Origin of the sequence: Nocardioides sp. NPDC006273, assembly GCF_040613495.1 — a bacterium.
Lineage (GTDB): Bacteria > Actinomycetota > Actinomycetes > Propionibacteriales > Nocardioidaceae > Nocardioides.
This window is the reverse complement of the sequence record NZ_JBEXSD010000022.1, coordinates 1-26,825: the sequence shown is the minus strand read 5'-3', so window position 1 is coordinate 26,825 and position 26,825 is coordinate 1. Positions and strand designations below refer to the sequence as shown.

Annotated in this window: 36 protein-coding genes; 33 read left to right on the top strand and 3 right to left on the bottom strand. The window is 67.3% G+C overall.

Annotated features, from left to right (window positions below; genetic code table 11):
• Nucleotides 1-22: 22 nt before the first annotated feature.
• From rplN to rplQ, 28 genes are all read left to right on the top strand, one after another.
• Nucleotides 23-391: a 50S ribosomal protein L14 gene (rplN, locus tag ABZZ22_RS11920; protein WP_008361015.1), complete on the top strand. Its 369-nt coding sequence runs from the start codon at nt 23-25 to the stop codon at nt 389-391.
• Nucleotides 391-750 carry a 50S ribosomal protein L24 gene (rplX, locus tag ABZZ22_RS11915; protein ID WP_292648871.1) on the top strand — a complete coding sequence of 120 codons (360 nt, stop codon included), beginning with the start codon at nt 391-393 and terminating at the stop codon, nt 748-750. The genes rplN and rplX overlap by 1 nt, the downstream gene beginning before the upstream one ends.
• 2 nt (nt 751-752) lie before the next feature.
• The gene (gene rplE, locus ABZZ22_RS11910; RefSeq protein ID WP_091052391.1) at nt 753-1,313 is read left to right on the top strand and encodes a 50S ribosomal protein L5; all 561 of its coding nucleotides are present in this window, start codon (nt 753-755) and stop codon (nt 1,311-1,313) included.
• Between the two features lies 1 nt (nt 1,314).
• Entirely contained in the window at nt 1,315-1,500 is a 186-nt protein-coding gene (locus ABZZ22_RS11905) for a type Z 30S ribosomal protein S14 (RefSeq protein WP_011757321.1), read from the top strand.
• Nucleotides 1,501-1,604: 104 nt separating this feature from the next.
• Nucleotides 1,605-2,012: a 30S ribosomal protein S8 gene (gene rpsH, locus ABZZ22_RS11900; protein ID WP_179659690.1), complete on the top strand. Its 408-nt coding sequence runs from the start codon at nt 1,605-1,607 to the stop codon at nt 2,010-2,012.
• A 23-nt stretch (nt 2,013-2,035) separates the two neighbouring features.
• Nucleotides 2,036-2,590, top strand: coding sequence for a 50S ribosomal protein L6 (gene rplF, locus ABZZ22_RS11895; protein ID WP_354931127.1), 555 nt, complete (start codon nt 2,036-2,038; stop codon nt 2,588-2,590).
• On the top strand, nt 2,590-2,973 hold the full coding sequence (gene rplR / locus ABZZ22_RS11890; protein WP_354931124.1) for a 50S ribosomal protein L18: 384 nt from the start codon (nt 2,590-2,592) through the stop codon (nt 2,971-2,973). The genes rplF and rplR overlap by 1 nt, the downstream gene beginning before the upstream one ends.
• A 34-nt stretch (nt 2,974-3,007) precedes the next feature.
• Nucleotides 3,008-3,619: a 30S ribosomal protein S5 gene (rpsE, locus tag ABZZ22_RS11885; protein WP_354931121.1), complete on the top strand. Its 612-nt coding sequence runs from the start codon at nt 3,008-3,010 to the stop codon at nt 3,617-3,619.
• Nucleotides 3,619-3,801 carry a 50S ribosomal protein L30 gene (rpmD, locus tag ABZZ22_RS11880; RefSeq protein ID WP_008361029.1) on the top strand — a complete coding sequence of 61 codons (183 nt, stop codon included), beginning with the start codon at nt 3,619-3,621 and terminating at the stop codon, nt 3,799-3,801. Before rpsE ends, rpmD begins: the two co-directional genes overlap by 1 nt.
• Nucleotide 3,802: 1 nt before the next feature.
• Complete coding sequence (gene rplO / locus ABZZ22_RS11875; protein WP_183544352.1) at nt 3,803-4,243, top strand: 50S ribosomal protein L15; 441 nt, start codon at nt 3,803-3,805, stop codon at nt 4,241-4,243.
• 183 nt (nt 4,244-4,426) lie between these two features.
• Complete coding sequence (gene secY / locus ABZZ22_RS11870; protein ID WP_354931116.1) at nt 4,427-5,737, top strand: preprotein translocase subunit SecY; 1,311 nt, start codon at nt 4,427-4,429, stop codon at nt 5,735-5,737.
• Nucleotides 5,734-6,309, top strand: a complete 576-nt coding sequence (locus ABZZ22_RS11865) for an adenylate kinase (RefSeq protein WP_354931113.1) — start codon at nt 5,734-5,736, stop codon at nt 6,307-6,309. Before secY ends, ABZZ22_RS11865 begins: the two co-directional genes overlap by 4 nt.
• A 25-nt stretch (nt 6,310-6,334) precedes the next feature.
• The gene (gene map, locus ABZZ22_RS11860) at nt 6,335-7,150 is read left to right on the top strand and encodes a type I methionyl aminopeptidase (RefSeq protein ID WP_354931110.1); all 816 of its coding nucleotides are present in this window, start codon (nt 6,335-6,337) and stop codon (nt 7,148-7,150) included.
• A gap of 23 nt (nt 7,151-7,173) precedes the next feature.
• The gene (locus ABZZ22_RS11855) at nt 7,174-7,791 is read left to right on the top strand and encodes a 4'-phosphopantetheinyl transferase superfamily protein (protein ID WP_354931107.1); all 618 of its coding nucleotides are present in this window, start codon (nt 7,174-7,176) and stop codon (nt 7,789-7,791) included.
• Nucleotides 7,792-7,962: 171 nt separating this feature from the next.
• Nucleotides 7,963-9,147 carry an enterochelin esterase domain-containing protein gene (locus tag ABZZ22_RS11850; protein WP_354931104.1) on the top strand — a complete coding sequence of 395 codons (1,185 nt, stop codon included), beginning with the start codon at nt 7,963-7,965 and terminating at the stop codon, nt 9,145-9,147.
• Between the two features lie 30 nt (nt 9,148-9,177).
• On the top strand, nt 9,178-10,215 hold the full coding sequence (locus tag ABZZ22_RS11845) for an LLM class flavin-dependent oxidoreductase (protein ID WP_354931101.1): 1,038 nt from the start codon (nt 9,178-9,180) through the stop codon (nt 10,213-10,215).
• Nucleotides 10,216-10,523: 308 nt separating this feature from the next.
• On the top strand, nt 10,524-11,894 hold the full coding sequence (locus ABZZ22_RS11840; RefSeq protein WP_354931098.1) for an ATP-binding protein: 1,371 nt from the start codon (nt 10,524-10,526) through the stop codon (nt 11,892-11,894).
• A 29-nt stretch (nt 11,895-11,923) separates the two neighbouring features.
• Nucleotides 11,924-12,373, top strand: a complete 450-nt coding sequence (locus tag ABZZ22_RS11835) for a roadblock/LC7 domain-containing protein (RefSeq protein WP_179659678.1) — start codon at nt 11,924-11,926, stop codon at nt 12,371-12,373.
• Between the two features lie 28 nt (nt 12,374-12,401).
• Nucleotides 12,402-12,746, top strand: a complete 345-nt coding sequence (locus ABZZ22_RS11830) for a DUF742 domain-containing protein (RefSeq protein ID WP_179659677.1) — start codon at nt 12,402-12,404, stop codon at nt 12,744-12,746.
• Complete coding sequence (locus ABZZ22_RS11825) at nt 12,724-13,314, top strand: ATP/GTP-binding protein (protein WP_354931093.1); 591 nt, start codon at nt 12,724-12,726, stop codon at nt 13,312-13,314. The genes ABZZ22_RS11830 and ABZZ22_RS11825 overlap by 23 nt, the downstream gene beginning before the upstream one ends.
• 33 nt (nt 13,315-13,347) lie before the next feature.
• Nucleotides 13,348-14,601 (top strand): styrene monooxygenase/indole monooxygenase family protein, encoded by a 1,254-nt coding sequence (locus ABZZ22_RS11820; protein WP_354931090.1) that lies wholly within the window; start codon nt 13,348-13,350, stop codon nt 14,599-14,601.
• A 313-nt stretch (nt 14,602-14,914) separates the two neighbouring features.
• Entirely contained in the window at nt 14,915-15,136 is a 222-nt protein-coding gene (gene infA, locus ABZZ22_RS11815; RefSeq protein WP_011757309.1) for a translation initiation factor IF-1, read from the top strand.
• A gap of 27 nt (nt 15,137-15,163) precedes the next feature.
• The gene (gene rpmJ / locus ABZZ22_RS11810) at nt 15,164-15,277 is read left to right on the top strand and encodes a 50S ribosomal protein L36 (RefSeq protein ID WP_008361054.1); all 114 of its coding nucleotides are present in this window, start codon (nt 15,164-15,166) and stop codon (nt 15,275-15,277) included.
• Nucleotides 15,278-15,436: 159 nt separating this feature from the next.
• On the top strand, nt 15,437-15,814 hold the full coding sequence (rpsM, locus tag ABZZ22_RS11805; protein WP_354931080.1) for a 30S ribosomal protein S13: 378 nt from the start codon (nt 15,437-15,439) through the stop codon (nt 15,812-15,814).
• 86 nt (nt 15,815-15,900) lie between these two features.
• Nucleotides 15,901-16,302, top strand: coding sequence for a 30S ribosomal protein S11 (gene rpsK, locus ABZZ22_RS11800; RefSeq protein ID WP_091052417.1), 402 nt, complete (start codon nt 15,901-15,903; stop codon nt 16,300-16,302).
• Nucleotides 16,303-16,336: 34 nt separating this feature from the next.
• Complete coding sequence (gene rpsD / locus ABZZ22_RS11795; protein WP_183544329.1) at nt 16,337-16,945, top strand: 30S ribosomal protein S4; 609 nt, start codon at nt 16,337-16,339, stop codon at nt 16,943-16,945.
• Nucleotides 16,946-17,094: 149 nt separating this feature from the next.
• Entirely contained in the window at nt 17,095-18,111 is a 1,017-nt protein-coding gene (locus ABZZ22_RS11790; protein ID WP_008361061.1) for a DNA-directed RNA polymerase subunit alpha, read from the top strand.
• A 115-nt stretch (nt 18,112-18,226) separates the two neighbouring features.
• On the top strand, nt 18,227-18,751 hold the full coding sequence (rplQ, locus tag ABZZ22_RS11785) for a 50S ribosomal protein L17 (RefSeq protein WP_354931075.1): 525 nt from the start codon (nt 18,227-18,229) through the stop codon (nt 18,749-18,751).
• Between the two features lie 48 nt (nt 18,752-18,799).
• Here rplQ and ABZZ22_RS11780 read toward each other — a convergent pair whose 3' ends face one another.
• Nucleotides 18,800-19,468: a hypothetical protein gene (locus ABZZ22_RS11780; protein ID WP_354931072.1), complete on the bottom strand. Its 669-nt coding sequence runs from the start codon at nt 19,466-19,468 to the stop codon at nt 18,800-18,802.
• A gap of 21 nt (nt 19,469-19,489) precedes the next feature.
• Here ABZZ22_RS11780 and truA point away from each other — a divergent pair, with 21 nt between their 5' ends.
• The 3 genes from truA to ABZZ22_RS11765 all read left to right on the top strand — a co-directional run bounded on the left by truA (nt 19,490) and on the right by ABZZ22_RS11765 (nt 21,523).
• A complete protein-coding gene (gene truA / locus ABZZ22_RS11775) occupies nt 19,490-20,356 on the top strand; it encodes a tRNA pseudouridine(38-40) synthase TruA (protein ID WP_354931069.1) in 867 nt (288 codons plus the stop codon).
• Nucleotides 20,340-20,957: a methyltransferase gene (locus ABZZ22_RS11770; protein WP_354931066.1), complete on the top strand. Its 618-nt coding sequence runs from the start codon at nt 20,340-20,342 to the stop codon at nt 20,955-20,957. Before truA ends, ABZZ22_RS11770 begins: the two co-directional genes overlap by 17 nt.
• Before the next feature lie 125 nt (nt 20,958-21,082).
• The gene (locus ABZZ22_RS11765; RefSeq protein ID WP_354931063.1) at nt 21,083-21,523 is read left to right on the top strand and encodes a hypothetical protein; all 441 of its coding nucleotides are present in this window, start codon (nt 21,083-21,085) and stop codon (nt 21,521-21,523) included.
• On the opposite strand, the gene ABZZ22_RS11760 is transcribed toward ABZZ22_RS11765, so the two are convergent.
• Both ABZZ22_RS11760 and ABZZ22_RS11755 read right to left on the bottom strand, forming a co-directional pair.
• Entirely contained in the window at nt 21,524-22,825 is a 1,302-nt protein-coding gene (locus ABZZ22_RS11760; RefSeq protein ID WP_354931061.1) for a cytochrome P450, read from the bottom strand.
• A 145-nt stretch (nt 22,826-22,970) separates the two neighbouring features.
• Nucleotides 22,971-23,894: an alpha/beta hydrolase gene (locus ABZZ22_RS11755; protein WP_354931058.1), complete on the bottom strand. Its 924-nt coding sequence runs from the start codon at nt 23,892-23,894 to the stop codon at nt 22,971-22,973.
• A gap of 117 nt (nt 23,895-24,011) precedes the next feature.
• Between ABZZ22_RS11755 and ABZZ22_RS11750 the strand changes: the two genes are divergently transcribed.
• Both ABZZ22_RS11750 and ABZZ22_RS11745 read left to right on the top strand, forming a co-directional pair.
• Nucleotides 24,012-25,709, top strand: a complete 1,698-nt coding sequence (locus ABZZ22_RS11750) for an ATP-binding cassette domain-containing protein (protein WP_354931055.1) — start codon at nt 24,012-24,014, stop codon at nt 25,707-25,709.
• Nucleotides 25,706-26,719 carry a GNAT family N-acetyltransferase gene (locus tag ABZZ22_RS11745; protein WP_354931052.1) on the top strand — a complete coding sequence of 338 codons (1,014 nt, stop codon included), beginning with the start codon at nt 25,706-25,708 and terminating at the stop codon, nt 26,717-26,719. Before ABZZ22_RS11750 ends, ABZZ22_RS11745 begins: the two co-directional genes overlap by 4 nt.
• The last annotated feature ends 106 nt before the right edge of the window (nt 26,720-26,825 follow it).

Here is a 26,825-nt window from a genome sequence, read left to right as displayed (position 1 = left end):
ACCAGCTCGACAAGGAGAAGTAATGATCCAGCAGGAGTCGCGACTCAAGGTCGCCGACAACACTGGTGCGAAGGAGATCCTTTGCATTCGTGTGCTCGGCGGTTCCGGTCGTCGCTACGCCGGCATCGGCGACACCATCGTCGCCACCGTCAAGGACGCTATCCCCGGTGGCAACGTGAAGAAGGGTGACGTCGTCAAGGCCGTCATCGTGCGCACCGTCAAGGAGCGCCGCCGCGCTGACGGCTCGTACATCCGCTTCGACGAGAACGCCGCCGTCATTCTCAAGAACGACGGCGAGCCGCGAGGCACCCGCATCTTCGGCCCGGTTGGCCGTGAGCTGCGCGACAAGAAGTTCATGAAGATCATCTCGCTCGCGCCGGAGGTGCTGTGATGGGTCGCTCGCACATCAAGAAGGGCGACACCGTCAAGGTGATCGCTGGTAAGGACAAGGGCGGCTCCGGCAAGGTGATCGCTGTCTTCACCGAAGAGGACCGTGTGATTGTCGAGGGCATCAACCTCATCAAGAAGCACACCAAGGTCCAGGACCAGGGCGGCCGCGCCGGCATGACCGGCGGCATCGTGACCACCGAGGCCCCGATCCACGTTTCCAACGTTCAGCTGCTCGAGGGTGGCGAGCCGGTTCGCGTCGGCTACCGCCGCGAGACGGTTCAGAAGCGTCGCGCCGACGGTTCGACCTACGCCGCCGAGCGCAGTGTTCGCATCTCGCGCAAGACCGGTAAGGACATCTGATCATGACCGACACCGCTGTGGCCCCGCGCCTCAAGACGAAGTACCGCGAGGAGATCGCCCCGGCCCTGCAGGCCGAGTTCGAGATCCCGAACGTCATGCAGATCCCCGGTCTGACCAAGATCGTCGTCAACATGGGTGTGGGCGAGGCTGCTCGCGACTCCAAGCTGATCGAGGGCGCTGTCAACGACCTGACCGCGATCACCGGCCAGAAGCCGCTGATCAACAAGGCGAAGAAGTCCATCGCGCAGTTCAAGCTGCGCGAGGGCATGCCGATCGGTGCGCACGTCACGCTGCGTGGCGACCGGATGTGGGAGTTCCTCGACCGCCTGCTCTCGCTCGCGCTGCCCCGAATCAGGGACTTCCGCGGCCTCAACGGCAAGCAGTTCGACGGCAACGGCAACTACACCTTCGGTCTCACCGAGCAGGTCATGTTCCACGAGATCAACCAGGACAAGATCGACCGCTCGCGGGGCATGGACATCACCCTCGTGACGACCGCCACCAATGACGACCAGGGTCGCGCGCTGCTCAAGGCGCTCGGCTTCCCGTTCAAGGAGAACTGAGATGGCGAAGACCGCTCTCAAGGTGAAGGCCGCCCGCAAGCCGAAGTTCGCGGTTCGCGGTTACACCCGCTGCCAGCGCTGCGGCCGCCCGAAGGCTGTCTACCGCAAGTTCGGCCTGTGCCGTATCTGCCTGCGTGAGATGGCCCACCGCGGCGAGCTGCCCGGCGTCACCAAGTCCTCCTGGTGAATCTCGACAGGCTCGATCACCAGATTCACCACAACCACTGACGTTGAAGGTCCTCGTGACTACTGGTCGCGAGGAAACCACTACGAGAAAGGGCCGTTCGGCCAATGACGATGACTGACCCGATCGCAGACATGCTCACTCGTCTGCGCAACGCCAACCAGGCGTTCCACGATACGGTTTCGATGCCGTACAGCAAGCTGAAGCAGGGCGTCGCTGAGATCCTCCAGCAGGAGGGCTACATCACCAAGTACGAGGTGCTGGAGCCCACCGAGGGCCAGGTAGGCAAGACCCTGACCATCACCCTCAAGTACGGCCGCAACCGTGAGCGCTCGATCGCCGGCGTACGCCGCATCAGCAAGCCCGGTCTGCGTGTCTACGCGAAGCACACCGGTCTCCCCAAGGTGCTCGGCGGCCTCGGCGTCGCGATCATCTCGACGAGCCAGGGTCTGCTGACCGACCGCCAGGCGAACAAGAAGGGCGTAGGTGGGGAAGTCCTCGCCTACGTCTGGTAATCAGGGAAGGGAGAGAGAAGAACATGTCGCGTATTGGCAAGCTCCCCGTCCTGGTTCCGGCCGGCGTGGACGTCACCATCGATGGCCAGGTTGTGAGCGTCAAGGGCCCCAAGGGCACCCTGTCGCACACCGTGGTCGACCCGATCACCGTCGAGAAGGCTCAGGACGACGAGGGCCGTAACGTCCTCGACGTCAAGCGCCCCGACGACAGCCGGGACAACAAGGCCCTCCACGGCCTGTCCCGCACGCTGGTCAACAACATGGTCCTGGGTGTCACCGAGGGCTACGAGAAGAAGCTCGAGATCGTCGGCGTGGGTTACCGCGTCCTGTCGAAGGGTCCGACCAAGCTGGAGTTCCAGCTGGGCTACTCGCACTCGATCGTCTTCGACGCTCCCGAAGGCATCACCTTCACCACCGACGGACCGACCAAGCTCGGCGTCGTCGGCATCGACAAGCAGCTCGTCGGTGAGGTTGCGGCCAACATTCGCAAGCTGCGCAAGCCGGAGCCCTACAAGGGCAAGGGCGTTCGTTACGCCGGCGAGAACATCCGCCGCAAGGTCGGAAAGGCTGGTAAGTGATGGCCATCTCGCTGTCGAACAACAAGCACACCGCTTCCCGTGTCCGCTCGCGCCTGCGTCGTCAGGCCCGCGGTCGCAAGAAGATCGAGGGTACGCCGGAGCGCCCGCGCCTCGTCGTGACCCGGTCGGCCAAGCACATCACCGCCCAGGTCGTCGACGACCTGGCCGGCAACACGCTTGCCTCGGCTTCGACCATCGAGGGCGACCTGCGGTCCGCTTCCGGTGACAAGACCGCCAAGGCCAAGCAGGTCGGCGAGCTGGTTGCGTCGCGTGCCAAGGCCGCTGGGGTCGAGACCGTGGTCTTCGACCGTGCCGGCAACAAGTACCACGGCCGTGTCGCCGCGCTCGCTGATGGCGCGCGCGAGGCCGGTCTGACCTTCTGATCGCAACGATCGAACGAGAGAAGAGGAAAGTCTGATGAGCGGAGCCCAGCGCGGACAGCGTGGTGGCGAGCGCCGAGGTCGCGACGATCGTCGCAACCAAGGTGCCGACAAGACCGCCTACATCGAGAAGGTCGTCGCGATCAACCGAGTTGCCAAGGTCGTGAAGGGTGGTCGTCGCTTCAGCTTCACCGCCCTCGTGATCGTCGGTGACGGCGAAGGTCTGGTCGGCGTCGGCTACGGTAAGGCGAAGGAAGTTCCCGCGGCGATCGCCAAGGGTGTCGAGGAAGCGAAGAAGAACTTCTTCCGCGTTCCCCGCATCCAGGCCACGATCCCGCACCCGGTGCAGGGTGAGAAGGCCGCTGGTGTGGTCATGCTCCGCCCGGCCGCTCCTGGTACCGGTGTCATCGCCGGTGGCCCGGTGCGCGCCGTCCTGGAGTGCGCCGGCATCCACGACATCCTGAGCAAGTCGCTCGGGTCGTCCAACCAGATCAACATCGTCCACGCGACGGTCGAGGCGCTCAGGATGCTCGAGACGCCCGAGGCTGTTGCCGCGCGTCGTGGTCTCCCGGTCGAGGACGTTGCCCCGGAGGCGCTGCTCAAGGCGCAGGCCGAGGTTGCGGAGCCCAAGGCGGGGGTGTCGGCCTGATGGCACAGCTCAAGGTCCAGCAGAAGAAGGGCCTCGTTGGTCTGAAGCAGAACCAGCGAGACACCCTGCGTACGCTCGGTCTCAAGCGGATCGGCGACGTGGTCGTCAAGGAGGACCGCCCGGAGATCCGGGGCATGGTCCAGACCGTCCGTCACCTGGTGACGGTCGAGGAGGTCGACTGATATGGCACTCAAGGTGCACAACCTGGCGCCGGCTCCCGGCTCCAAGAAGGCCAAGACCCGTGTGGGTCGTGGTGAGGCGTCCAAGGGTAAGACGGCCGGCCGTGGTACCAAGGGCACGAAGGCCCGTTACCAGGTCCCCGCTTACTTCGAGGGTGGCCAGACCCCGATGCACATGCGGCTCCCCAAGCTGAAGGGCTTCAAGAACCCCTTCAAGGTGGAGTTCCAGGTCGTCAACCTCGACAAGCTCAACGAGCTGTTCCCCGAGGGCGGCGTCGTCACCCCCGAGACCCTGATCGAGAAGGGTGCCGTCCGCAAGGGCCACCCGGTCAAGGTCCTGGGCCAGGGCGACCTGACCGTCAAGGTCGAGATCAGCGCCAACGCCTTCTCCGGCTCTGCCAAAGAGAAGATCGAGGCTGCTGGCGGAACTGTCACGGTTCTCTGACAGTTCTACTAACGTAGAGCCTGTCACGTGGAAGCGCGGCCGGGTCGCCCCTTCGGGGTCCCGACCGCGCTCCCGCTGTTTCAGCCCTACGTGCATGAGCTGCCGTGGAGGCTGTTAGGCTGCCACGGGTTTTCGCATCGGCGCAGGCCCTGCGACCCCTGATTGTCGAAAGAGGAACCATTCGTGCTTGGCGCGTTCGCATCAGCGTTCCGTACCCCGGACCTGCGCAAGAAGCTGCTCTTCGTTCTCCTGATCGTCGTGATCTTCAGGGCTGGGTCTCAGATCCCGGCTCCTGGCGTTCACGTCGCGAACGTCCAGCAGTGTCTTGACGCAGCCCAGACCGGTGACAGCGCCGGCCTCTACAACCTGGTCAATCTCTTCTCCGGCGGGGCGCTGCTGCAGCTGACCGTCTTCGCGCTCGGCATCATGCCGTACATCACCGCGAGCATCATCTTGCAGCTGCTCGTCGTGGTGATCCCGCGACTGGAGCGGCTCAAGAAGGAGGGTCAGGCCGGGCAGTCGAAGATCACCCAGTACACCCGCTACCTGACGCTCGGCCTCGCGGTCCTGCAGGCCACCGGCATCGTCGCGCTGGCCCGGTCCGGCGACCTGCTCCAGGGGTGCACGCAGCCCCTGCTGCACGACGACGGCACCGCCACCTTCCTGGTCATGGTCATCACCATGACCGCCGGCACCGCGGTGATCATGTGGCTGGGCGAGCTGATCACCGAGCGCGGTATCGGCAACGGTATGTCGATCCTGATCTTCACCCAGGTCGTCGCCACCTTCCCGGCCACCATGTGGGCCGTCAAGAACGACAAGGGCTGGTGGACCTTCGCGATCGTGCTCGTCATCGGTCTGGCGATCATGGCCGCGGTCATCTTCATCGAGCAGGCCCAGCGCCGGATCCCGGTTCAGTACGCTCGCCGGATGGTCGGCCGCAAGATGTTCGGTGGCTCCTCGACGTACATCCCGCTGAAGGTGAACCAGGCCGGTGTCATCCCGGTCATCTTCGCCTCGTCGTTGCTCTACCTGCCGGCGATGGCGGCGCAGTTCAACCAGAACGCGCAGGACCCGCCCATCTGGGTCGACTGGATCAACAACTACTTCGTCCAGGGTGACCACCCGATCTACATGGCGACGTACTTCGCGCTGATCATCTTCTTCACCTACTTCTATGTGTCGATCACCTTCAACCCCCCGGAGGTCGCCGACAACATGAAGAAATACGGTGGCTTCATTCCAGGAATTCGGGCCGGGAAGCCTACCGAGGACTATCTGTCCTACGTTCTGTCCCGTATCACACTGCCGGGCTCGCTCTACCTCGGTCTGGTTGCGCTCATCCCGCTGATCGCGCTGGCGCTCATCAATGCGAACCAGAACTTCCCGTTCGGTGGCACCTCGATCCTGATCATGGTCGGCGTCGCCCTCGACACGGTGAAGCAGATCGAGAGCCAGCTCCAGCAGCGCAACTATGAAGGGTTCCTCCGATGAGACTGATCATCATGGGCCCGCCGGGTGCCGGCAAGGGCACCCAGGCGAAGTTCATCGCCGAGCACTTCGGCATCCCCGCGATCTCGACCGGAAACATCCTCCGGGCGAACGTCGACGAAGGCACGCCGCTGGGAGTCGAGGCCGACTCGTACATGAGCAAGGGCGAGTACGTCCCGGACTCGGTGATGAACCTGATGGTTCGCAACCGCATCGACGAGCCCGACGCAGCCAAGGGATTCCTGCTCGACGGATACCCGCGCACGCTCGCGCAGGTGGAGGAGCTCGACGGGATGATCAGGTTCACCGGTCACGCGCTGGACGCGGTGGTCGTGCTGACGGTCGACAAGGACGAGATCGTGCAGCGGCTGCTGCAGCGTGCCGAGCTCGAGGGCCGCGCCGACGACACCGCCGACGTGATCCGGCGTCGTCAGGAGGTCTACCTCGAGGAGACCGCCCCGCTGATCGAGGTCTACAAGGGTCGCGGCCTGGTTCACGAGATCGACGGCTTGGGTGAGGTCGAGGACGTCACCAAGCGGATCTTCGACGAGCTCGACATCGTCCCGGAATCCTGATCGACATCTCGTACGTGGGGGAGCCATGGGCTTCATGAACAAGGTCCAGATCAAGACCCCTGAGCAGATCGAGAAGATGCGTACCGCCGGCCTCGTGGTCGGCGAGACGCTCGAGGTGCTCCGGGCCGCCGCGCGGCCCGGAGTCACCACATCCGAGCTCGACGCCATCGCCGAGGACTCGATCCGGTCTCGGGGTGGCGTCCCGTCGTTCAAGGGCTACCACGGCTTCCCGGGCTCGATCTGCGCCTCGGTCGACGAGGTCGTGGTCCACGGCATCCCGGGGTCCCGGGAGCTGAAGGACGGCGACATCATCTCCATCGACTGCGGCGCCATCGTCGACGGCTGGCATGGCGACGCCGCGATCACGGTGGCCATGGGGTCGGTCTCCGACGAGGTCTCGGAGCTGATGCGGGTCACCGAGGAGGCCATGTGGCACGGCATCGCCGCGGCCCGCCTCGGCGGTAGGGTCACCGACATCTCGCACGCCATCGAGACCTATGTCGACTCCCAGGGTGACTACGGCATCCTCGAGGAGTTCAGCGGCCACGGCATCGGCACCGAGATGCACATGGAGCCGTCGGTGTTCAACTACGGCAAGCCCGGCAAGGGCGCCAAGCTGCAGCGCGGCATCGCGTTGGCCATCGAGCCGATGCTCACCCTCGGCGGCCCCGAGGTCACCACCCTCGAGGACGACTGGACCGTCGTCACCGACGACGGCTCCTGGGCCGCCCACTACGAGCACACCTTCGCGCTGACGTCCGACGGCGCCTGGGTGCTCACCGCGCTCGACGGCGGCGAGGAGATGCTCGGCAAGCTCGGTGTCCCCTGGGGCGGTCACTGAGCCGGGCAGGGTCGAGCCGCGGGATGACTGAGATCGTGCGCTTCGCGCCGGTGGACGAGGTCGCCGCCGATCTCGGGCTGCTGACCGCCGCGGAGCGGGCCCGTCACCAGCGACTGGTGGCCGAGGCCGACCGAGAGGCGTACGCGGCAGGGCACGTCCTCGTCCGCGAGTGCGCAGCGGAGCTGCTGGGCCTCGCGCGCGAGGAGATCGTGATCGAGCAGCGCTGCGCTCGGTGCGGCAGCGCCGAGCACGGAGCGCCGTCGGTGGCCGGTCCGGCGCGATCCGCGGTCCAGGTGAGCCTCAGCCACGCTCGCGGGCAGGTCGCCGCGGTCGCCGCCACCCGTCGGTGCGGCATCGACGTGGAGAGAGTCGTGCGCGGGCCCGACCGGGCGCTCTCGCCGCGCGAGGCGGCCTGGGTGTCGGGGCAACCGGACGCTGCGTACGCGTTCACGCGGTTGTGGGTGCGCAAGGAGGCCTTGGTGAAGGCCGGCCACGGCAGCATGGCGGCGGTGCAGCGTCTCGACGTTCTGGCGGAAGAGGGCCCGATGGACCGGCTCGGCGAGCTCCGGATCACCCAATGGGAGGGCGACGGATTTCTCGGCGCGGTGGCGATCTGTGCCGACATGCGGACCGAAACCTGATAGGAAACTGAACGAAACCCGGTTGTCCATGCCTTTGACTAGCGGATATGCGACATCACCTGTCGATTGACAGAGAAAGGGACCTCGGTACCTCGCGTGCCGGCCCGTCTGTGAGTAACTTGGTCAGCCCGCGGGGACAGGGAGAGCCCCGTACTCGGGAGGAATAACCGGATGAGTACGCAGTTGCGACGACCCATGGCGGCGCGACCCAATCCATCAGCACGGACGCGAAGCGCGATCATCGATCGACTCAGTCCTGAGGACATCGAGATGTTCTGGGACCAGATCGCCACCTCGCTCCCGCTCATCGAGGAGACCGGGCCAGGGGGCGCGGACGACGAGGTCGTCGTCACCTTCTGCTGGCGCGACGACGAGGCCGAGGAGGTGTTCCTCTTCGCCAACCGGCTCTCCGACGAGCGCCACCTCGACGAGACGATGCTCGAGCGCAAGGCAGGCACCGACCTGTGGCACGCCTCGTTCCTGATGAAGGCCGACTGGCGCGCCTCGTACGCGTTCCTGTGCAAGCACCCCGGTGAGCTGGCCCCGTGGGAGAGCGAGGGGCAGGTCGAGCTCCGTGCCGTGCTGCACCGCGGCTACCTCGACCCGCTCAACCCTGACTGGTGCCACAACCGGCAGGGCATCAAGCAGTCGGTCGTCTCGCTGCCCGACGCTCCGCTGCAGCCCTGGCTGCACCGCCGCGACGACGTCGTCCCCGGCACCGTCACCCTGGAGGCGGGCCCCGACGGACGCGACGTCTGGCTCTACGACCCGGCGGGCGCCGGGCTCAACGTCGACCTGCCGCTCGTGATCGCGCTCGACGGCGAGATCTGGACCGACCACCACTCGCTGCCGACCACGCTCGACAACCTGATCGCCGACGGCCACCTCCGCCACGTACGCTGCGTCCTGCCCGCCTCCGGTGGCCGGGACAAGCGCTGGGAGGAGCTGGCCGGTGGCGAGGGTGCCGACTACATCGTCAACCAGCTCCTGCCGTGGGTGCGCGAGCGTCGCGCGGTCTCCGAGGAGACGTACGTCGTGGGCCAGAGCCTCGGCGGCGTGACGGCGCTGCGGGCCGGACTGACCTATCCCGGGCACATCCACGGTGTCGCGAGCCAGTCGGCCTCGCTGTGGCTCGACGACCTCGCTGACGCAGTCACGCCGGAGGCCAAGACGCGCGTGCACCTGGCGCACGGCACCCAGGAGTGGGTCCTCGACGAGCTCCACCACGACCTCGTCGACCGTCTCCGGGCGGCCGGGATCGACGTCACCTCAGCGGAGCACAACGGCGGCCACGACTACGCCTGGTGGCGCTCAGCCGTCGCCGACGGACTCCGCGCCCTGCTGCCCCCGGAATAAACGACGCCTCGGCGGGGGTTGAGCCCTCACGTGAAGCTGAGCGTTCTCGACCTGGTCCCGGTCCGCAAGGACCAGTCCTCCGCAGATGCCCTGGCCGCGACCCTGTCGTTGGCCAAGATCGCCGACGAGCTGGGATATGAGCGCTATTGGCTCGCCGAGCACCACAACATGCCGGCGGTCGGCTCGACCAACCCGCCGGTGCTGATCTCGCTGGTGGCCGGCGCGACCGAGCGCATCCGAGTCGGCTCCGGCGGCGTGATGCTGCCCAACCACGCACCGTTGGTCGTGGCCGAGCAGTTCGCGCTGCTGGAGGCGGCGTTCCCCGGGCGGATCGACCTCGGCATCGGCCGCGCGCCGGGCACCGATCCGGTCACCTCGTGGGCGTTGCGCCACGGCGCCGGGGGAGTCACCGACGATGCGGTGAACCGGTTCCCGGAGTACCTCGACGACATCGTCGCGATGATGGCGCCGGAGGGCGTCGGGCTGATGGCCGGCGGTCGCCAGCACGTCCTGCACGCGACCCCGTCGGCAGCGTCGGTCGCCGAGCTCTGGCTGCTCGGCTCCTCGGACTACTCGGCGCGCCTGGCCGCCGAGAAGGGGCTGCCGTACGTCTTCGCGCACCACTTCGCGGGCAACGGCACCGACACCAAGGCGATGATCGACCTCTACCGGTCGACGTTCCAGCCGTCGGAGCTCCTCCGTGAGCCGAAGACGTTCCTCACGGTGAACGCGAGCGTGGCCGAGACCGCGGAGGAGGCCGACCGCCGGGCCCTGCCGCAGCTGCTGACCATGCTGAAGCTGCGTACGGGTCAGCCGCTGACCGCGCAGCCCAGCATCGACGAGGCCGAGAAGACCGAGATCCCCGAGGCCCACCAGGGGCTCGTCGACACCATGCGCAGCCGCTGGATCATCGGCTCCGCCGAGTATGCGAAGGCGCGCCTGGCCGGCATGGCCGACGAGTACGGCGTGGACGAGGTCATGGTGAACCCTGTCGGATCTGCGTACGAGGGAACGGATCCGCGCACCGCGCCGGCCCGCGAGGAGACCCTGCGCCTGCTGGCGAGCTGAGTCGGGCGGCGGCGTAGGATCTGGCTCACCTCGTCGGGAGCTGACGGCGCGCCTGAGCCACTCGGGAAGAGGGACCTAGGACACTGTCTGCTTCTGGGCGCGTAACTCTGCGCTCGCGCACGGGTTGTGCCAATCTGATCACCGCTCCTTTCCTTCTCCACATTTGAAAGTGCCGCCTCATGACACGCTGGAGCCTGCGCTTGATGAAGCGCCGGGCGCCCCAGACTGCGACGCTCGCTGAGCAGTCAGATCCGGGTCCTGCTCGCTCATTCCCTCCGACGAACGGCCATGCCGCGCCCTTTCCACCGGTGCCAACGAACCCGGTCGCGCCGCCGACACCTGCTTCCCTGCCGATCTCCTCGACACCTGCGTTGCCTCCGGAGGACGATGACGAGGCCTGGCCCGAGATCATGGAGCAGTTCGGGCTCCACCTGATCAGCTTGGCCGAGCAGATGCGCATCTCGCTCGATGGGCTGGAGGCCGACGAGGACGATCCCGAGCGGTTGCGGAAGCTCTACGAGGTCGACCACGCGGTGACTCGCATGCGGCGCGCGAGCCGCGACCTGCGTACGCTCGCCGGTCGGGCCCAGGACGAGATGGGCGGCGTCGACACCTCGCTGCTGGACATCATCCGGATGGCGCTGTCGAGCATCGAGCGCTACAACCAGGTGACGATCGGCCGGGTGAGCGAGCTGGCCGTCATCGGCTATGCCGCCGACGACGTCGCCTGCCTGATCGCCGCGCTGCTGGACAACGCGACCAAGTACTCCCCGGGAGCGGTGACGGTCAACGTCCACCTGGCCGACGCCGGTGACGTTCTCTTCCGGATCGAGGACACCGGCATCGGCATCCCGGAGCGGTCGGTGGGACGCCTCAACGCGCTGCTGGCAGGTCCGGTCGTGGAGCTGGTCAGCAAGTCGGGCAGCCACACCGGCTTCCCGGTGGTGCACCGGATCGCCCGCAAGTACGACATCGACGTACGCCTCGTCACCCGGCCCGCACCCGGCAACGGGATGATCGCGATGGTGACCGTCCCGGCCCAGCTGCTGTGCGAGGTGCCGGTCGCGCCGATCGAGCCGGCCGAGCTGCCAAGAGGCTCCAGCGCGAGCAGCGTCGCGGTCCTGCCTCCCGCGCCGCGGCGGCGTGGCCCCCAGCAGGCGTCACAGCCGGTGTCACAGCCTCGGCCCCCGTCGGCAGCGCAGCCTGCGCGCCTGGAGACACGGCGGCCCCCGCTGGAGCCCGTCGAGCCCATGGATTCCGTGCGGCGGCCCACGCATCGGACCGACCCTCTCACCGATCCGTTCACCGAGACCCACACGGAGGCAACCGGACAGCACCCCGCGCAGGAGCCCGTCCGACGGCCGGAGACCCAGTTCGCGCCGGCGCCCAGCCAGCAGCCCTCGCCGGATCCGTCCACCGACACCCTGAAGTCGCCGATCCCGCTCCCCGGTGAGACCGGTGGGGCGGATGAGACGAACGAGGCCTCCGTGCCCGCTGAGCAGAGCGGACCAGTAGAGTCCGGTGCGCTCCCGCGCCGGGAGCCGGTCAGCCTGCGTAACAAGCAGACCGTGCCTGAAGCAGCCGCCGGACCGACGACCGACGACTCCTCACCGGAGGACCAGTCGGCGGCCCGTCACTCCTTCGCAGACGACCTCGACGCGTTCTCCCTTGGTAGCTAAGTCTCAGCAGTGAAAGGAACCCTTTCGTAATGGAAAGCCCGGTCGTCCCCCGCGACCCCAAGGAATTCAGCTGGCTGATCGACAACTTCGCCAGCTCCACTCCCGGTGTGACCCATGCGCTCATCGTCTCCTCCGACGGTCTTCCGCTGATCGGTGCCGGCGGCATGTCCGCCAATGTCGCCGACCCTCTTGCCGCGATGACCGCCGGGGTCATCAGTCTCGGCAACAACATCGCGCGTGAGGTGGGCGAGCCCGGCTGCGACCAGGTGATGCTGAAGTTCCACAGCGGCCACTTCCTCTTCATGGGCATCGGCGACCTCGCCGGCTTCGCCGTCCTCGTCGGCGCCGGTGCGAACCTGGGCGTCGTCGCCCACAAGATGGCGCAGCTGGTCGACGCCGTCGGCCACGTACTCACTCCCCAGATGCGCGACGAGCTGCGCCAGATGACGGTCAGCTCGATGGCGGGGGAGCGGGCGTGAACGACGCTCAGCGCGGGGAGGGGGCACCATGAGTTCCAATCCGTGGGTGCGGCCCTATGTGCTCACCGGCGGCCGGACCCAGACCAACCACCAGCTGTACGTGCACACGCTGATCTCGGCGTCGCACTTCGATGCGCGAGCGGCGTCCAAGCTGACGCCTGAGTCGCGCCGGCTCTACGACCGTGTACGTCTCGGGCCACAGTCGGTCGCGGAGCTGTCCGCGCATTGCGGGATCTCACTCGGGGTGACTCGCGTGCTGCTCGAGGACCTTGCCTCGACCGAGCACCTGCAGATCAATGAGGGGGCCTACGACTCCCCGTTCGACCACCGTCTGTTGAAGAGAGTTATCGATGGCCTTTCCGAGCTCGGCTGACCGCCAGTCGCTGTCCGTCACCTCTGCCAAGCTCGTGGTCGCAGGAGGTTTCGGCGTCGGGAAGTCGACCCTGGTCGCCTCCGTCTCCGAGATCCCGCCGGTGAACACCGAGGCCTGGATGACGCAGGCCGGCGAGTCTGTGGACCCGCTCTCGGACTCGAGCGCCAAGACGACCACGACGGTCGCGATGGACTTCGGTCGGGTCACCCTCGCCCCCGACCTGCTGCTCTACCTGTTCGGTACGCCGGGGCAGCCCCGGTTCTGGCCGATGTGGGACGACCTGTGCCGCGGCGCCAGTGGTGCCGTCGTGCTCGTCGACACCCGCCAGCTCGATGCGTCGTTCCCTGCGATCAACTACTTCGAGAACGACTCCGACGTACCGTTCGTCGTGGCGGTGAACCTGTTCGACGGAAAGCTCACCCATTCCCTGGAGAAGGTGCGCGACGCGCTCTGCCTCGACGAGAAGACGCCGCTGGTGACCGTGGATGCCCGCGACCGCAGGTCCACGGCCAAGACGCTGGTCGCCTGCCTGGCACACACGATGAAAACCACCCCCACCCGCGCCTGACCCCGGAGGCGTCCCCACTCCGAAGGAGTTTCCTTGCGCAAGATCTTGATCGTCGGCGCCGGACAGGCGGGCATGCAGCTCGCTCTCAGCCTCCAGATCGAGGGCTATGAGGTGACGGTCATGTCCGCGCGTACGCCCGCCGAGCTGCGCGACGGCTGGCCGATGTCGACGCAGGTCATGTTCGAGCCCGCCCTGGCCTACGAGCGTGCCTACGACCTGAACCTCTGGGAGGACGAGGCACCGCGCATCCCCGCGGTCGGCATCTCGGTCAGCCCGGAGCCAGGGGTTCGGGCGCTGAAGTTCGACGGGCCGTGGCAGCCGTACGCGATGTCCGTCGACCAGCGGCTGAAGATGTCCACCTGGCTGGAGCTGTTCGAGGACCGCGGCGGCCGGATCATCTACCACCCCGTGATGACCTCCGACCTGGCCGGCCTGGCGCCGATGTACGACCTGACCCTCATCGCCGCGGGCAAGGGCGAGATCGTCGACCTCTTCGACCGGGACCCCGTCCGCTCCAAGTACACCAGCCCCGGCCGTACGCTCTCGGCGATCTACCTCCAGAACTGGGTCGAGCCGGACGACTTCCCGGCCGGGAGCATGCGCATCAACGTCGCGCCCGGCGTGGGGGAGCTGTTCGTGATCCCCGCCCTGACCAGCGCCGGACCGAGCCGGGTCGCGTTCGTCGAGGCGATCCCGGACGGCCCCTTCGACTGCTTCTGGGACCGACCGCGTCCCGACGAGCACCTGCGCCGTCTCCAGCACCTGATGCTCGAGCACATGCCGTGGGAGGGCGAGCTGATGCGTGAGTGCGTGCCGACCGACGCCCGCGCCTCGCTCTCGGGCTCCTTCACCGGCATGATCCGCAAGCCGTACGCCGAGGTCGTCGACGGCACCTACGTCTTCGGCATGGGCGACGTCGTCGTGGTCAACGACCCGGTCGCGGGTCAGGGGTCCAACAACGCCGCGCACTGCGCCGGGATCTACACCAAGGCGATCGTCGAGCGGGGCGACCAGCCGTTCGACCCGGAATGGATGCAGGCGACCTTCGAGACCTTCTGGGAGACCCGTGCCCAGCACTCGACCGGCCTGACCGACGCGCTGCTCAACCCGCTGCCCGAGCACGTGCAGCAGGTGCTCGGCGCGGCCACCCAGCACCAGGCGGTGGCGGACCGGTTCACCCGGCTGTTCCCGCACCCCGAGGACCTCGGGCCTTTCCTCGGTGACCCGGAGGCGGCGCTGGCGTACGTCGCGGAGGCCGCTGAGGCCGACGCAGCCGCCCGGGCCTGAGCGAGCGTCAGCGAGCGATCACAGAGGTTCAAGCCGCCGCTTCCGTATTCTCTGCAATGCTCTACGGAGGCGGCGGCTTGACGATTAGGGCATTGCTGTTCTAGGGGACTAGGCTTCGTAGTCGGTCCAACGTGGGTCTGTCCCGTCGTGCCTCGCGGCTGCCCGGTCAGCGCGCTTCTGCGCGCTCGCGGGTGAGACATGCAGATGGCTTCACGAGGTCCACTCCGAGTATCGGGGAGGTTCCCGGACCGCCCGCGGGTCATCCGATCCGTGGTTTGAACGGTAGATGACCGACCAACAGATTGCAGAGGGCATGCCGAAGAAAGAAGGCGTGATCGAGATCGAGGGCACCGTAGTGGAGGCCCTCCCCAACGCTATGTTCCGCGTGGAGCTGAGCAACGGACACAAGGTTCTCGCCCACATCAGCGGCAAGATGCGGCAGCACTACATCCGGATCCTTCCTGAGGACCGCGTGGTGGTGGAGCTGTCCCCCTACGACCTGACGCGTGGTCGGATCGTCTACCGCTACAAGTAGCCAGCCGACGATCAAGAAAGGGCTGACATGAAGGTCAACCCGAGCGTTAAGAAGATCTGTGACAAGTGCAAGGTGATCCGTCGCCACGGCCGCGTCATGGTGATCTGCGAGAACCCGCGCCACAAGCAGCGTCAGGGCTGAGCCCCAGCTCGCAGCACAACTGAATACTTCATCGAGTCGCTAGGACGCAGGCCAGAACTTTCTGGGTCCGAACTCACCTCCGGAGCAGAGGCCGGAGCCCGAGGGTGCCACCCCGGGACGCGGCCCGACCGACACCTCTGACGCAACGTAAGGATCACAATGGCACGCCTCCAAGGTGTTGACCTTCCGCGCGACAAGCGCGTGGAGATCGCTCTCACCTACATCTACGGCATCGGCCGTACCACCTCGCAGAAGCTCCTCGAGGCCTCCGGCGTCAACCCGAACACCCGGGTGCACGCTCTGGCTGAGGACGAGCTGGTCAAGCTCCGCGACGAGATCGAAGCCCAGGGCATCCAGACCGAGGGTGACCTCCGTCGTGAGGTCCAGGCTGACATCCGTCGCAAGATCGAGATCGGCAGCTACCAGGGACGCCGCCACCGTCAGGGCCTTCCGGTCCGCGGTCAGCGCACCAAGACCAACGCGCGCACCCGCAAGGGCCCGAAGCGCACCGTCGCCGGCAAGAAGAAGGCCAAGTGATTCGACGCCTGTACCGGATTCTTCCGGGCAGCGTTGATCCGGCCTTCGCCTCGATCTCACAGACCAGCCAACACAGGAGTTAATGCATGCCTCCGAAGACCCGACAGGGTGCGACGAAGGTTCGTCGCAAGGAGAAGAAGAACGTCGCTCAGGGCGAGGCCCACATCAAGAGCACGTTCAACAACACGATCGTCACGATCACCGACCCGACCGGTGCGGTGATCTCGTGGGCCTCGGCCGGCACCGTCGGCTTCAAGGGCTCGCGTAAGTCCACCCCGTTCGCCGCTCAGATGGCCGCCGAGGCCGCTGGTCGCCGGGCGATGGACCACGGCATGAAGAAGATCGACGTCTTCGTGAAGGGCCCGGGCTCGGGCCGCGAGACCGCGATCCGTTCCCTGGGTGCGATCGGCCTCGAGGTCGGCACCATCCAGGACGTCACGCCGGCCCCGCACAACGGTTGCCGTCCGCCCAAGCGCCGTCGCGTTTGATCCCCACCGAGACATAGAAGGAGACTGAAGAGTAATGGCCCGTTACACCGGACCCATGACCCGCAAGTCGCGCCGTCTCGGTGTCGACCTTGTCGGCAACGACGCGGCGTTCGAGAAGCGCCCCTACCCTCCCGGCCAGCACGGCCGCGGCCGCATCAAGGAGAGCGAGTACCTCCTCCAGCTTCGTGAGAAGCAGAAGGCTCGCTTCACCTACGGCGTGATGGAGAAGCAGTTCGCTTCCTACTACGCCGAGGCCCACCGTCGCGGTGGCAAGACCGGCGACAACCTCCTGGTGCTCCTCGAGGGCCGCCTGGACAACGTCGTCTACCGCGCCGGGTTCGCCCGCACCCGCCGCCAGGCCCGCCAGCTGGTCGTTCACGGCCACTTCCTGGTCAACGGCAAGAAGGTCAACGTGCCTTCGTACCAGGTCTCGGCTCACGACGTCATCGACGTTCGCGAGAAGTCGCTGGAGATGACCCCGTTCATCGTGGCTCGCGAGACCCACGGCGAGCGCGTCGTCCCGGCTTGGCTCGAGGCTGTCCCGAACCGGATGCGCATCCTGGTTCACCAGCTCCCCGTCCGGGCTCAGATCGACGTCCCGGTCCAGGAGCAGCTGATCGTCGAGTACTACTCGAAGCTCTGATCAGCCCGACGCAGTAACCACGGCGAGTCCCCGGCGTTCAAACTTCACAGAAGAAGTACGCCGGGGCCTTGCCGCCCCCACAGCCTTCCGTCATCACCCCTTGAAGTTCGGGTCCGTCAAATAGCGGTCGGCCCGGAAAGGACAAATCAGTGCTTATCGCACAGCGCCCCACCCTGTCGGAAGAGTCCGTCGAGGAGTTCCGCTCCCGTTTCGTGATCGAGCCCCTCGAGCCGGGCTTCGGTTACACGCTGGGCAACTCTCTTCGGCGCACCCTGCTCTCGTCGATCCCCGGTGCTTCGGTCACCTCGATCAAGATCGACGGCGTTCTCCACGAGTTCTCGACCATCGAGGGCGTCAAGGAGGATGTCACCGAGATCATCCTCAACCTCAAGGGCCTGGTCGTCTCCTCCGAGCACGACGAGCCCGTCACCATGTACCTGCGCAAGTCCGGTGCCGGTGACGTCACCGCTGCCGACATCGCGCCGCCGGCCGGTGTCGAGGTGCACAACCCCGACCTGAAGATCGCGACGCTGTCCGACAAGGGCAAGATCGAGCTCGAGCTCGTCGTCGAGCGTGGCCGCGGCTACGTCTCCGCGGTCCAGAACAAGGGCGCCGAGAACGAGATCGGCCGGATCCCGGTCGACTCGATCTACTCGCCGGTCCTCAAGGTCAGCTACAAGGTCGAGGCCACCCGTGTCGAGCAGCGCACGGACTTCGACAAGCTCGTCATCGACGTCGAGACCAAGCCGTCGATCGCTCCCCGTGACGCGATCGCCTCGGCAGGTAAGACCCTGGTCGAGCTCTTCGGTCTGGCCCGTGAGCTGAACGTCGACGCCGAGGGCATCGACATCGGCCCGTCGCCGGTCGACGAGCAGCTCGCCGCCGACCTCGCCCTCCCGGTCGAGGACCTGCAGCTGACCGTCCGCTCCTACAACTGCCTCAAGCGCGAGGGCATCCACACCGTGGGTGAGCTCATCTCCCGCTCGGAGCAGGACCTGCTCGACATCCGCAACTTCGGCGCCAAGTCCATCGACGAGGTCAAGCTGAAGCTGCACGAGATGGGCCTGTCGCTCAAGGACAGCGCCCCGGGCTTCGACCCGTCCGCCGCCCTCGCCGCCTACGGCGACGATGACGACGACGCGTTCGTCGAGGACGAGCAGTACTGAGTTTGTAGCGCCGGGCCAGGCGACTTCGCCGCGGCCCGGCGTAACCCATGAAGAAACCGCCCATTTGGGCGTCTACCCCGGTACCTAGTACGGCCGGAGAGAAGGAGCAGGCTCGATGCCTACCCCGACGAAGGGTGCCCGCCTCGGCGGTTCGCCCGCGCACCAGAAGCTGATCGTCTCGAACCTCGCCACCGCGCTGTTCGAGAACGGCCGCATCACCACCACCGAGGCCAAGGCCCGGCTTCTCCGCCCCGTCGCGGAGAAGCTGATCACCAAGGCCAAGAAGGGTGACCTGCACAACCGCCGCGAGGTCCTCAAGACCATCCGCGACAAGTCCGTCGTGCACACCCTCTTCACCGAGATCGCCGAGCAGTTCGCGGAGCGCCCCGGTGGCTACACCCGGATCACCAAGATCGGTCCCCGCAAGGGCGACAACGCTCCGATGGCTGTGATCGAGCTCGTCAACGAGGCCTACGAGCCGAAGACCAAGGCCGCTCCGGCTGCCGCGGCTCCGGTTGCTGCCCCCGTTGAGGAGAAGGTTGAGGAGGCGCCGGTCGAGGAGACCGCTGCCGAGGAGACCACGGAGGCTGCCGCCGAGGAGGCTCCCGCCGAGGAGACCACGGACGAGGCCAAGGCCTGATCTGGTTCTGAACAGTGGCCCGTCACCCGCGAGGGTGACGGGCCACTGTCATCTGGATTCCGGCTCGGGATTCTTGGCGCTGCGGCGTTGAACGAGCTCCAGAAGCCACGCTCCGATGCCGCTGGCCGCCACGATCGCGACAGCAATTGTCGAGTAGGCGAGGAACCATGGATAGGCATCGGATCTCGTGAGCTCGATGCGTTCCAGCATCGAGTTCCACGCGAAGGAAAACGTCCAGATGATGAGGTAGGCCATGGGGAGGGCGGCCAACCATGCGCTGCCGCTTCTCCGGACGACGCCCCAAGCGGCGATGATCATGACCAACGGCGCTGGTGCTGCAACGGAGGGTAGGGCGATCTGGGTGGCGGCCGCCGCGACCAGGACCAGGACGACTGCGAGGATTCGACGCCGGGTTGTTGGGGCGATGATCCCAACTCCGACCGCAAGGACCGCGAAGGGCACGAAACGGATCAATGACATGACGAGGTCCCACTCGGGCGTCGCGCGAAGCCGAAGCAGCGGGAGCGGGAGTTTGAACCAGTACAAGTCCAAGTAGTAGATCAGTGCCATCGTTGCTATGAACGTCGCAACCGCCGCGCCCACGACCGCCACAGTCGCCGCTGGGAGTCGCTGAATCTCTCCTCGCGTATCAGACGGAGTCCTCATGAGGGTCCTTGTCAAGAGCTCGTAGCCGTGGCCGCTCGGGCTGAGCGTCATCGGTCTGGGAGGATGGTAGCCGTGCGTATCAGGATCGACCTCGCCTACGACGGCACCATGTTCCACGGCTGGGCGACCCAGCCGGGGCTGCGTACGGTGCAGGGCGAGCTGCAGGACGCGCTGGCGACGGCCCTGCGGATGCCGGCGATCGGGGAGCGGTCCCAGGTGTGGGTGACGGTGGCGGGGCGTACGGACTCGGGGGTGCACGCCCGCGGCCAGGTCGCGCACTTCGACATCGACGCTGAGGTGCTCGAGTCCTCCCGGGGACGGTCGGAGCAGTCGCCGCTCGACGCGCTGGTGCGCCGCCTGAACGGGATCCTCCCCGCTGACCTGCGGGTTCACCGGGCGATCGAGGCGCCGATGGGGTTCAACGCCAGGTTCTCGGCCCTGTCGCGACGCTACGTCTACCGGATCGTGGACGATCCGGCGTATGTCGACCCGCTGCAGCGTGGGCACGTGCTCTACCGGACGCGGCCGCTCGACCTGTCGCTGATGAACGTCGCCTCCGCCGACCTCATCGGGCTCAACGACTTCGCCAGCTTCTGCAAGCCGCGGGAGGGGGCGACCACGATCCGCGATCTGCGCCAGCTCACCTGGGACCGACGCCCCGACGGGATCATCGAGGCGACCGTCCTCGCCGACGCCTTCTGTCACTCGATGGTGCGGTCGCTGGTCGGGTGCCTGATGGTGATCGGGGAGGGGCGCAAGGACGTGACCTGGGCGAAGGAGTCGCTGGCCGCACGCACCCGGTCCTCCTCGATCCCGATCGCGCCGGCCAACGGGCTGACCCTCGAAGAGGTCGCCTATCCGCCCGACGAGATGCTGGCGGCCCAGCACGAACGCACCATGAATCGCAGAGAGGCGAGCGAGCTTGACCGGGATCGATGATGAGCATTACTTCTCCGCCGACCCGTCGGTGCCCTTCGAACGGATCCCCGTCTCGGCGACTGTGTGGGACATGGATCTCTCGCTGGTCTCGGGGTCGGGCGTGTTCGCCAAGGGACGCCTGGACATCGGCACCTCGGTGCTGTTCAAGGAGACCGAGCCGCCCTCGCTGAAGCCGGGTGCGCGAGTCCTGGACCTCGGCTGCGGCTACGGCATGATCGGGCTCGCCCTGGGGCTCGCGGTGCCGGAGGCGTACATCACTGGGGTCGACGTCAACGAGCGAGCGGTCCTGCTGGCGAACGAGAACGCAGCCAAGCTCGGGCTTGGAGACCGCTATGTCGCGCGGACACCTGGCCAGGTCGACGCCGAGGTGACGTACGACGAGATCTGGAGCAACCCACCGATCCGGATCGGCAAGCAGGCCCTCCACGAGCTCCTCCTGACCTGGCTTCCGCGGCTCGCCCCGGGCGGCCGGGCGGTCATGGTCGTCGGCAAGAACCTCGGCGGGGACTCGCTGCAGCGCTGGATCACCGAGCAGGGTTTCCCCACCACCCGTATTGGCAGCGCCAAGGGCTTCCGCGTCCTTGAGACCGCACGCGCCTGACCCCGCCGACCCGGCCCGCCCTGACTAAGATTCCCGTCGAGTCGGCCCGTCATGACGCGCCGACTCGGCGGGTTTGAGTACCCGTACGGATAGGCACGGATCCGCCGACCCGGGATGCTCGGGGCGTGAGCGAATCGGAACCCACCTGGTACGGCGAAATTCTGCGTTCGTACGCTGCGTGGATCAGCGCGGCCATCACGGCAGCGGCCGCAGGATGGTCGTTGTTGCTATGGGCGCTCAACAACCAGCGCGGGGACGGACTTGACGCTCTGGGGTGGGCCATCGTCGCGTTCGTGATGGTCGGGGCGGCGAGCGGTCTCGTGCTGTCATGGGTGTCCGGGTTGCCCGGTGTGAGTGGTCTGGTGACGCTGGGAGGAATAGTCCTCGGGTTCATCACCTACGCCGTCAGCCCGCCGCTCGGCTGGTCCATCGCCCTCTTCGCCCCGGGCCTTGGGGCTGCCGTCGCGACGACGCCGATGGTGCACCACCCTGCCGCTCGAAACGTCTACATCGGCGCATACACCTTCGTGCTGTTGTGCGTGGTGTACGCACTCAGCACCGACTGATCAAGCGGGGACCGGGTCCTTGGCGAGCCGGACCGGGAGGCGGTCGAGGCTGTAGACGACCGAGAGGTCGCGCCAGCCGAGGTCGCCGGGGTCGTCGGTGGCCATGGCCAGGTCGGGGAAGCGGCGGGCGAGGCCGGTGAGGGCGGCGCGCAGCTCCATGCGGGCCAGCTCGGCGCCGACGCAGCGGTGCATGCCGTGGCCGAAGGCGAAGTGCATCGTGTCGGCGTTGCGGAGGTCGAACTGCTCCGGCTTCGGAACCACCGCAGGGTCGCGGTTGGCGCCGGTCAGGCTGACCAGGACCACGGCGCCCTTCTTGACCGGCAGGCCGAAGAGGTCGTGGTCCTCGCGGGCGAACCTCGGGAAGGCGAGCTGCACCGGGCACAGGTAGCGGAGCAGCTCCTCGACGACCTTGTCGACCCCGGCCCGCTCGCCCGAGCGCAGGATCTCGTACGCCTCGGGGTTCCGCATCAAGACGTAGGCGCCCATGGACAGCATCGAGGCGGAGGTCTCGTAACCCCCGAGGAAGACGCCGTCGGCGAGCCCGCCGAGCTCGACGTCGTCGTACTCCGAGCCCTTGTTGCGGATGATCTCGCCGATCATGCCCTCGCCGGGGTTCGCGCGCTGCTGGCGGACCTGCTCGATGAGGAACGTCCTGGTCTCGGTGGCGGCACCGAAGGACCCGGCGCTGCCTTCCGACAGGTCGAACCGGGCCATGCCGAGCTTGTGGAACTCCTCGCGTACGTCCTCGGGCATGCCCAGCAGCTCGCAGATCACCCGGAACGGGATCTCGAAGCCGAAGTGCTGGACCAGGTCGACCTCGGGACCGTGGGCCTCCATGTCGTCGAGGGCGTCGGTGACGATCCGGTCGATCATCTCGGTGAGTCGACCCAGGCGCCGCATGGTGAACTCCGGCGTCAACAGCCCGCGAAGCTTGGTGTGGTCGGGCGGGTCGGTCATGCCGAGGCCACCGATGCTCTCGGCGTCGGTGCGTTTGCGGGTGCCGAGCAGGTGGCGCATGTCGTTGGAGTAGGCGGTCTTGTCGGCCAGGACGTGCTTGGACTCGGCATGGCCGGTGACCAGCACGATGTCGAGCCCGAGCACCGAGCCGAGCTTGGTGACCGGCGCCTGCTCGCGGCTCTCGGCGAGCATCGGCACCGGGTCGACGCCGTCACGGAGCAACGGGAAGGTCAGATGCTCGGGGATCTTGCGCAGCGTGGTGATGTCGGGGATCGGCGACTCCTTGCCCCGCATCGCGACCTGCAGGGCAAGCTTGCGGACCCGCTCGGTCAGTGGTCGCGTCATAGCCCGTAGAGAGGAACGTACCTGGGCAGCAATCTGCATGCGGCCCAGTCTGGCCCATCGTCAGGGCACGGTCATCAGGAATACCCCTGGTTCCCGGTGGTCGAGCTTGTCGAGACCCCCGACGATCCCTGATCACCCATCGAAATCACCCGTGGAGCACGGCCCGGAACAGCGCGCAGGTCTCCTCGATCGCGAGCTGTGCCGTCTGCGAATGCTGGCCCATCGCGAAGAAGCCGTGGATGAGACCGTCGCAGTGCATGTAGGTGGTGGGCACCCCTGAGCTCTCCAGGGCTTTGGCGTACGCGATGCCCTCATCGCGCAGCGGGTCGAACTCAGCGGTCACCACGACCGCCGGTGCCAGACCCTCCAGGTTGCCCTTGATCGGGCTGATCCGCGGGTCGGCGCGGTCGGCGCGGCCGACGCGGCCGACATAGTTGTCGGAGAACCACTTCATCGTCGGCAGCTCGAGGAAGTAGCCGTGGCCGTTCTCCGCGTAGGAGGGGTAGCCGCTGGTCATGTCGGTCGCCGGGTAGATCAGCAGCTGGCCGGCGAGCTCGCGCCCCTCGGCTTGGAAGACCTGGGCGACCACGGCCGACAGGTTGCCGCCGGCGCTGTCGCCGGCGACGGCCACCCGGCCGTCACCCCCGAGCGTCGTCACGTTGTCGCTGACCCAGCGGGCGGCCGCCAGCGCATCGTCGTAGGCCGCGGGGAAGGGATGCTCAGGAGCGAGGCGGTAGTCGACGGAGACGACCACGGCGTCGCAGATGGAGGCGAGGTTGCGGGCCTGGTCCTCGTGGGTGTCGAGGTCGCCGACGACCCAGCCGCCGCCGTGGAACATCACGATCGTCGGCAGCGGTCCCTCGGTGGTCGGTCGATAGATGCGTACGTCCAGGTCGCCGGCCGGACCTGGGATCACCGAGCTCTCGACCGAGGCGACGGGTGGAAGTGGAACGCCCTCGCTCAGTGCGTGAAAGAGCGCTCGTGCCGTCGGCGGGTCGTACGACTCCAGGGGCTCGCCCTTTGCGAAGAGCGTGAGCAGGTCGGCGATCTGGCTGTCGAGCGGAGGCATGGCGTAAGTCATATCGGTATTCGCTGAAATGTGTCGAGCATCACGTTCTACTGATGGGACCGTTCGACCCAACCGGGCCGGAATAACCATTCGACACGGATGCCAGACTGGACGGTTGTGGGACATGTGGATGTTGCTGGAGTGCGGTTCCAGCTGCCTGATGGGCGAGTGCTGCTGGACGACGTCTCCTTCCGGGTGGGGGAGGGCGCGAAGGTGGCGTTGGTAGGTGCCAACGGCGCCGGAAAGACCACGCTGCTGCGGATCGTCACCGGGGAGCTGACCCCGACGGCCGGGTCTGTGGTGCGCTCAGGCGGTCTCGGCGTGATGCGGCAGATGGTGGGCAAGGACTCCTCGACCGTCGGTGAGCTGCTGCTCTCCGTGGCGCCTCTCCGGGTGCGCGAGGCGGCGGCGGCCGTGGAGGCGTGCGAGCTGGAGCTGATGTCCTCGGAGGAGGAACGGCTGCAGATGCGGTACGCGACCGCGCTGGCCGAGTATGCCGACGCCGGCGGCTACGACCTCGAGGTCGTCTGGGACGTGTGCACCATGGCCGGGCTCGGCGTCCCCTATGACCGCGCGCGCTACCGCTCCCTGGACACCCTGTCCGGCGGCGAGCAGAAGCGGCTGGTGCTCGAGTATCTGCTTCGCGGCCCCGACGAGGTGTTGCTCCTCGACGAGCCGGACAACTTCCTCGACGTGCCCGGCAAGATCTGGCTGGAGCAGCGCATCCGGGAGTCTCCGAAGACGATCCTCTACATCAGTCACGACCGTGAGCTGCTGGACAACACCGCGACCAGGGTGGTCACGGTCGAGCTCGGCGCGTCCGGCGCCGGCAACAGCACGTGGACGCACCCTGGTGGGTTCGCCTCCTACCACGAGGCCCGCAAGGACCGGTTCCTGCGGTTCGAGGAGCAGCGCCGTCGCTGGGACGAGGAGCACGCCAAGATCAAGGCGCTGGTCCTGCGGCTGAAGGTCAAGTCGGAGTACAACGACGGGATGTCCAGCCAATACCGAGCGGCCCAGACCCGGCTCCGGAAGTTCGAGGAGGCCGGCCCGCCCGTCGAGCAGCCACGAGAGCAGGCGGTGCAGATGCGGCTGCGCGGCGGCCGCACCGGCAAGCGGGCGGTGGTCTGCGAGGCGCTCGAGCTCAGCGGACTGATGAAGCCGTTCGACCTGGAGGTCTGGTACGGCGAGAGGGTTGCTGTGCTGGGCTCCAACGGCTCGGGCAAGTCCCACTTCCTGCGGCTGCTCGCCCGCGGCGGCACCGACCCGGACGTGGAGCACCGCCCGGTCGAGGACACCCCCATCGAGCCGGTCCGCCACCGTGGGAAGGCCAAGCTCGGCGCCCGTGTGCGGCCGGGCTGGTTCGTGCAGACCCACGCCCATCCGGAGCTGGTGGGGCGTACATTGCTCGACATCCTCCATCGCGGTGAGGTCACGCCCGACGGGCGCGGGCGCGCGGGGATGGGGCGCGAGGCGGCCTCGCGGGTGCTCGACCGCTACGAGCTCGCCCACGCCTCGGAGCAGGCCTTCGAATCGCTCTCGGGCGGGCAGCAGGCGCGTTTCCAGATCCTCCTGCTCGAGCTGAGCGGCGCCACCCTGCTGCTGCTCGACGAGCCGACAGACAACCTGGACGTCCAGTCGGCCGAGGCTCTCGAGGCCGGGCTGGAGTCGTTCGACGGCACGGTCGTCGCCGTCACCCACGACCGCTGGTTCGCCCGTGGGTTCGACCGGTTCCTGGTCTACGGCGCGGACGGAGACGTCTACGAGTCCCCGGAGCCGGTCTGGGACGAGACGAGAGTGGAGAGGTCACGATGAGCGAGCTGGTGATCGAGCGGGTGGATCCGTTCGACGGGGACGTCTTCGACACGTGGTACGACGTGATGACGCAGTCGTGGCTGGACGTGCGCGGCCCCGACGCGGACCTGTGGGCACGTGAGGAGCTGCGCGTCGAGCTGCAGCAGGAAACCGCGAAGACCGACCGGAGGGCGTACGTCGGCCGTGTCGGTGGGGAGGCGGTCGCCGCCGCCTGGATGGCCATGCCGCTGCTGGACAACCTCCACCGGGCGACCCTCGTGGTGGCGGTGCTGCCGGCCCACCGCCGGCGGGGCCATGGCACCAGCCTGCTTGGCCATGTCGAGGCGGCTGCGCGGGCCCAGGGGCGTACGTCGCTGACGGGTGAGGTCTGGTGGCCCTGGTCGCTCGGGTCGGGCGGTGAGGGCTCGCCGGGGCGGGAGTTCGGGCTCGCCCGGGGCTATGCGGCCGCGCTGGTCGAGGTACGCCGCCTGCTGCGGCTCCCGGTGCCGGGCGACGTCCTCGACCGGCTGGCGGCGCAGGCCGCCGAACGGCACGGTTCCTACACGCTGCGGTCCTGGGTCGGCCGGGTGCCCGACGACATCGTCGAGAGCTGGGCGGTGCTCGACGCCAGCCTGGAGACCGAGGCGCCGACCGGCGACCTGGACATCGAGGCGCCCGAACCGGAAGTGGCGAAGGTGCGCGAGATGGAGGAGCTGGTCGAGGCTCAGAAGCGGACCCTCTACCACTCGGTGGCGCTGGACGCCGCGGGCCGGGTGGTGGCCTATACGGTGATCGGCTACTCGAGCATGGACGGCAAGAGCTATCAGTGGGGCACCCTGGTCGAGAAGGCTCACCGGGGCCACCGGCTCGGGCTGGCGGTGAAGGTCGCCAACCTCAGGCTGCTCCAGTCCGAGCGTCCCGAAGTGCCGACCCTGACGACCTACAACGCCGAGGTCAACGAGCACATGATCTCGGTCAACGAGGCCATGGGCTTCGAGCCGATCGAGTGGCTCTGCAGCATCCAGAAATGACGTCGTGTGCTGCCAGGAGCCGACGGAGTAGTAGGTCCGCTCGCGGCGTACCTGGCCTGAGGCGTCGTAGGCGGTGAACACCATGCCGTTGGGATGGTCCGGCAGG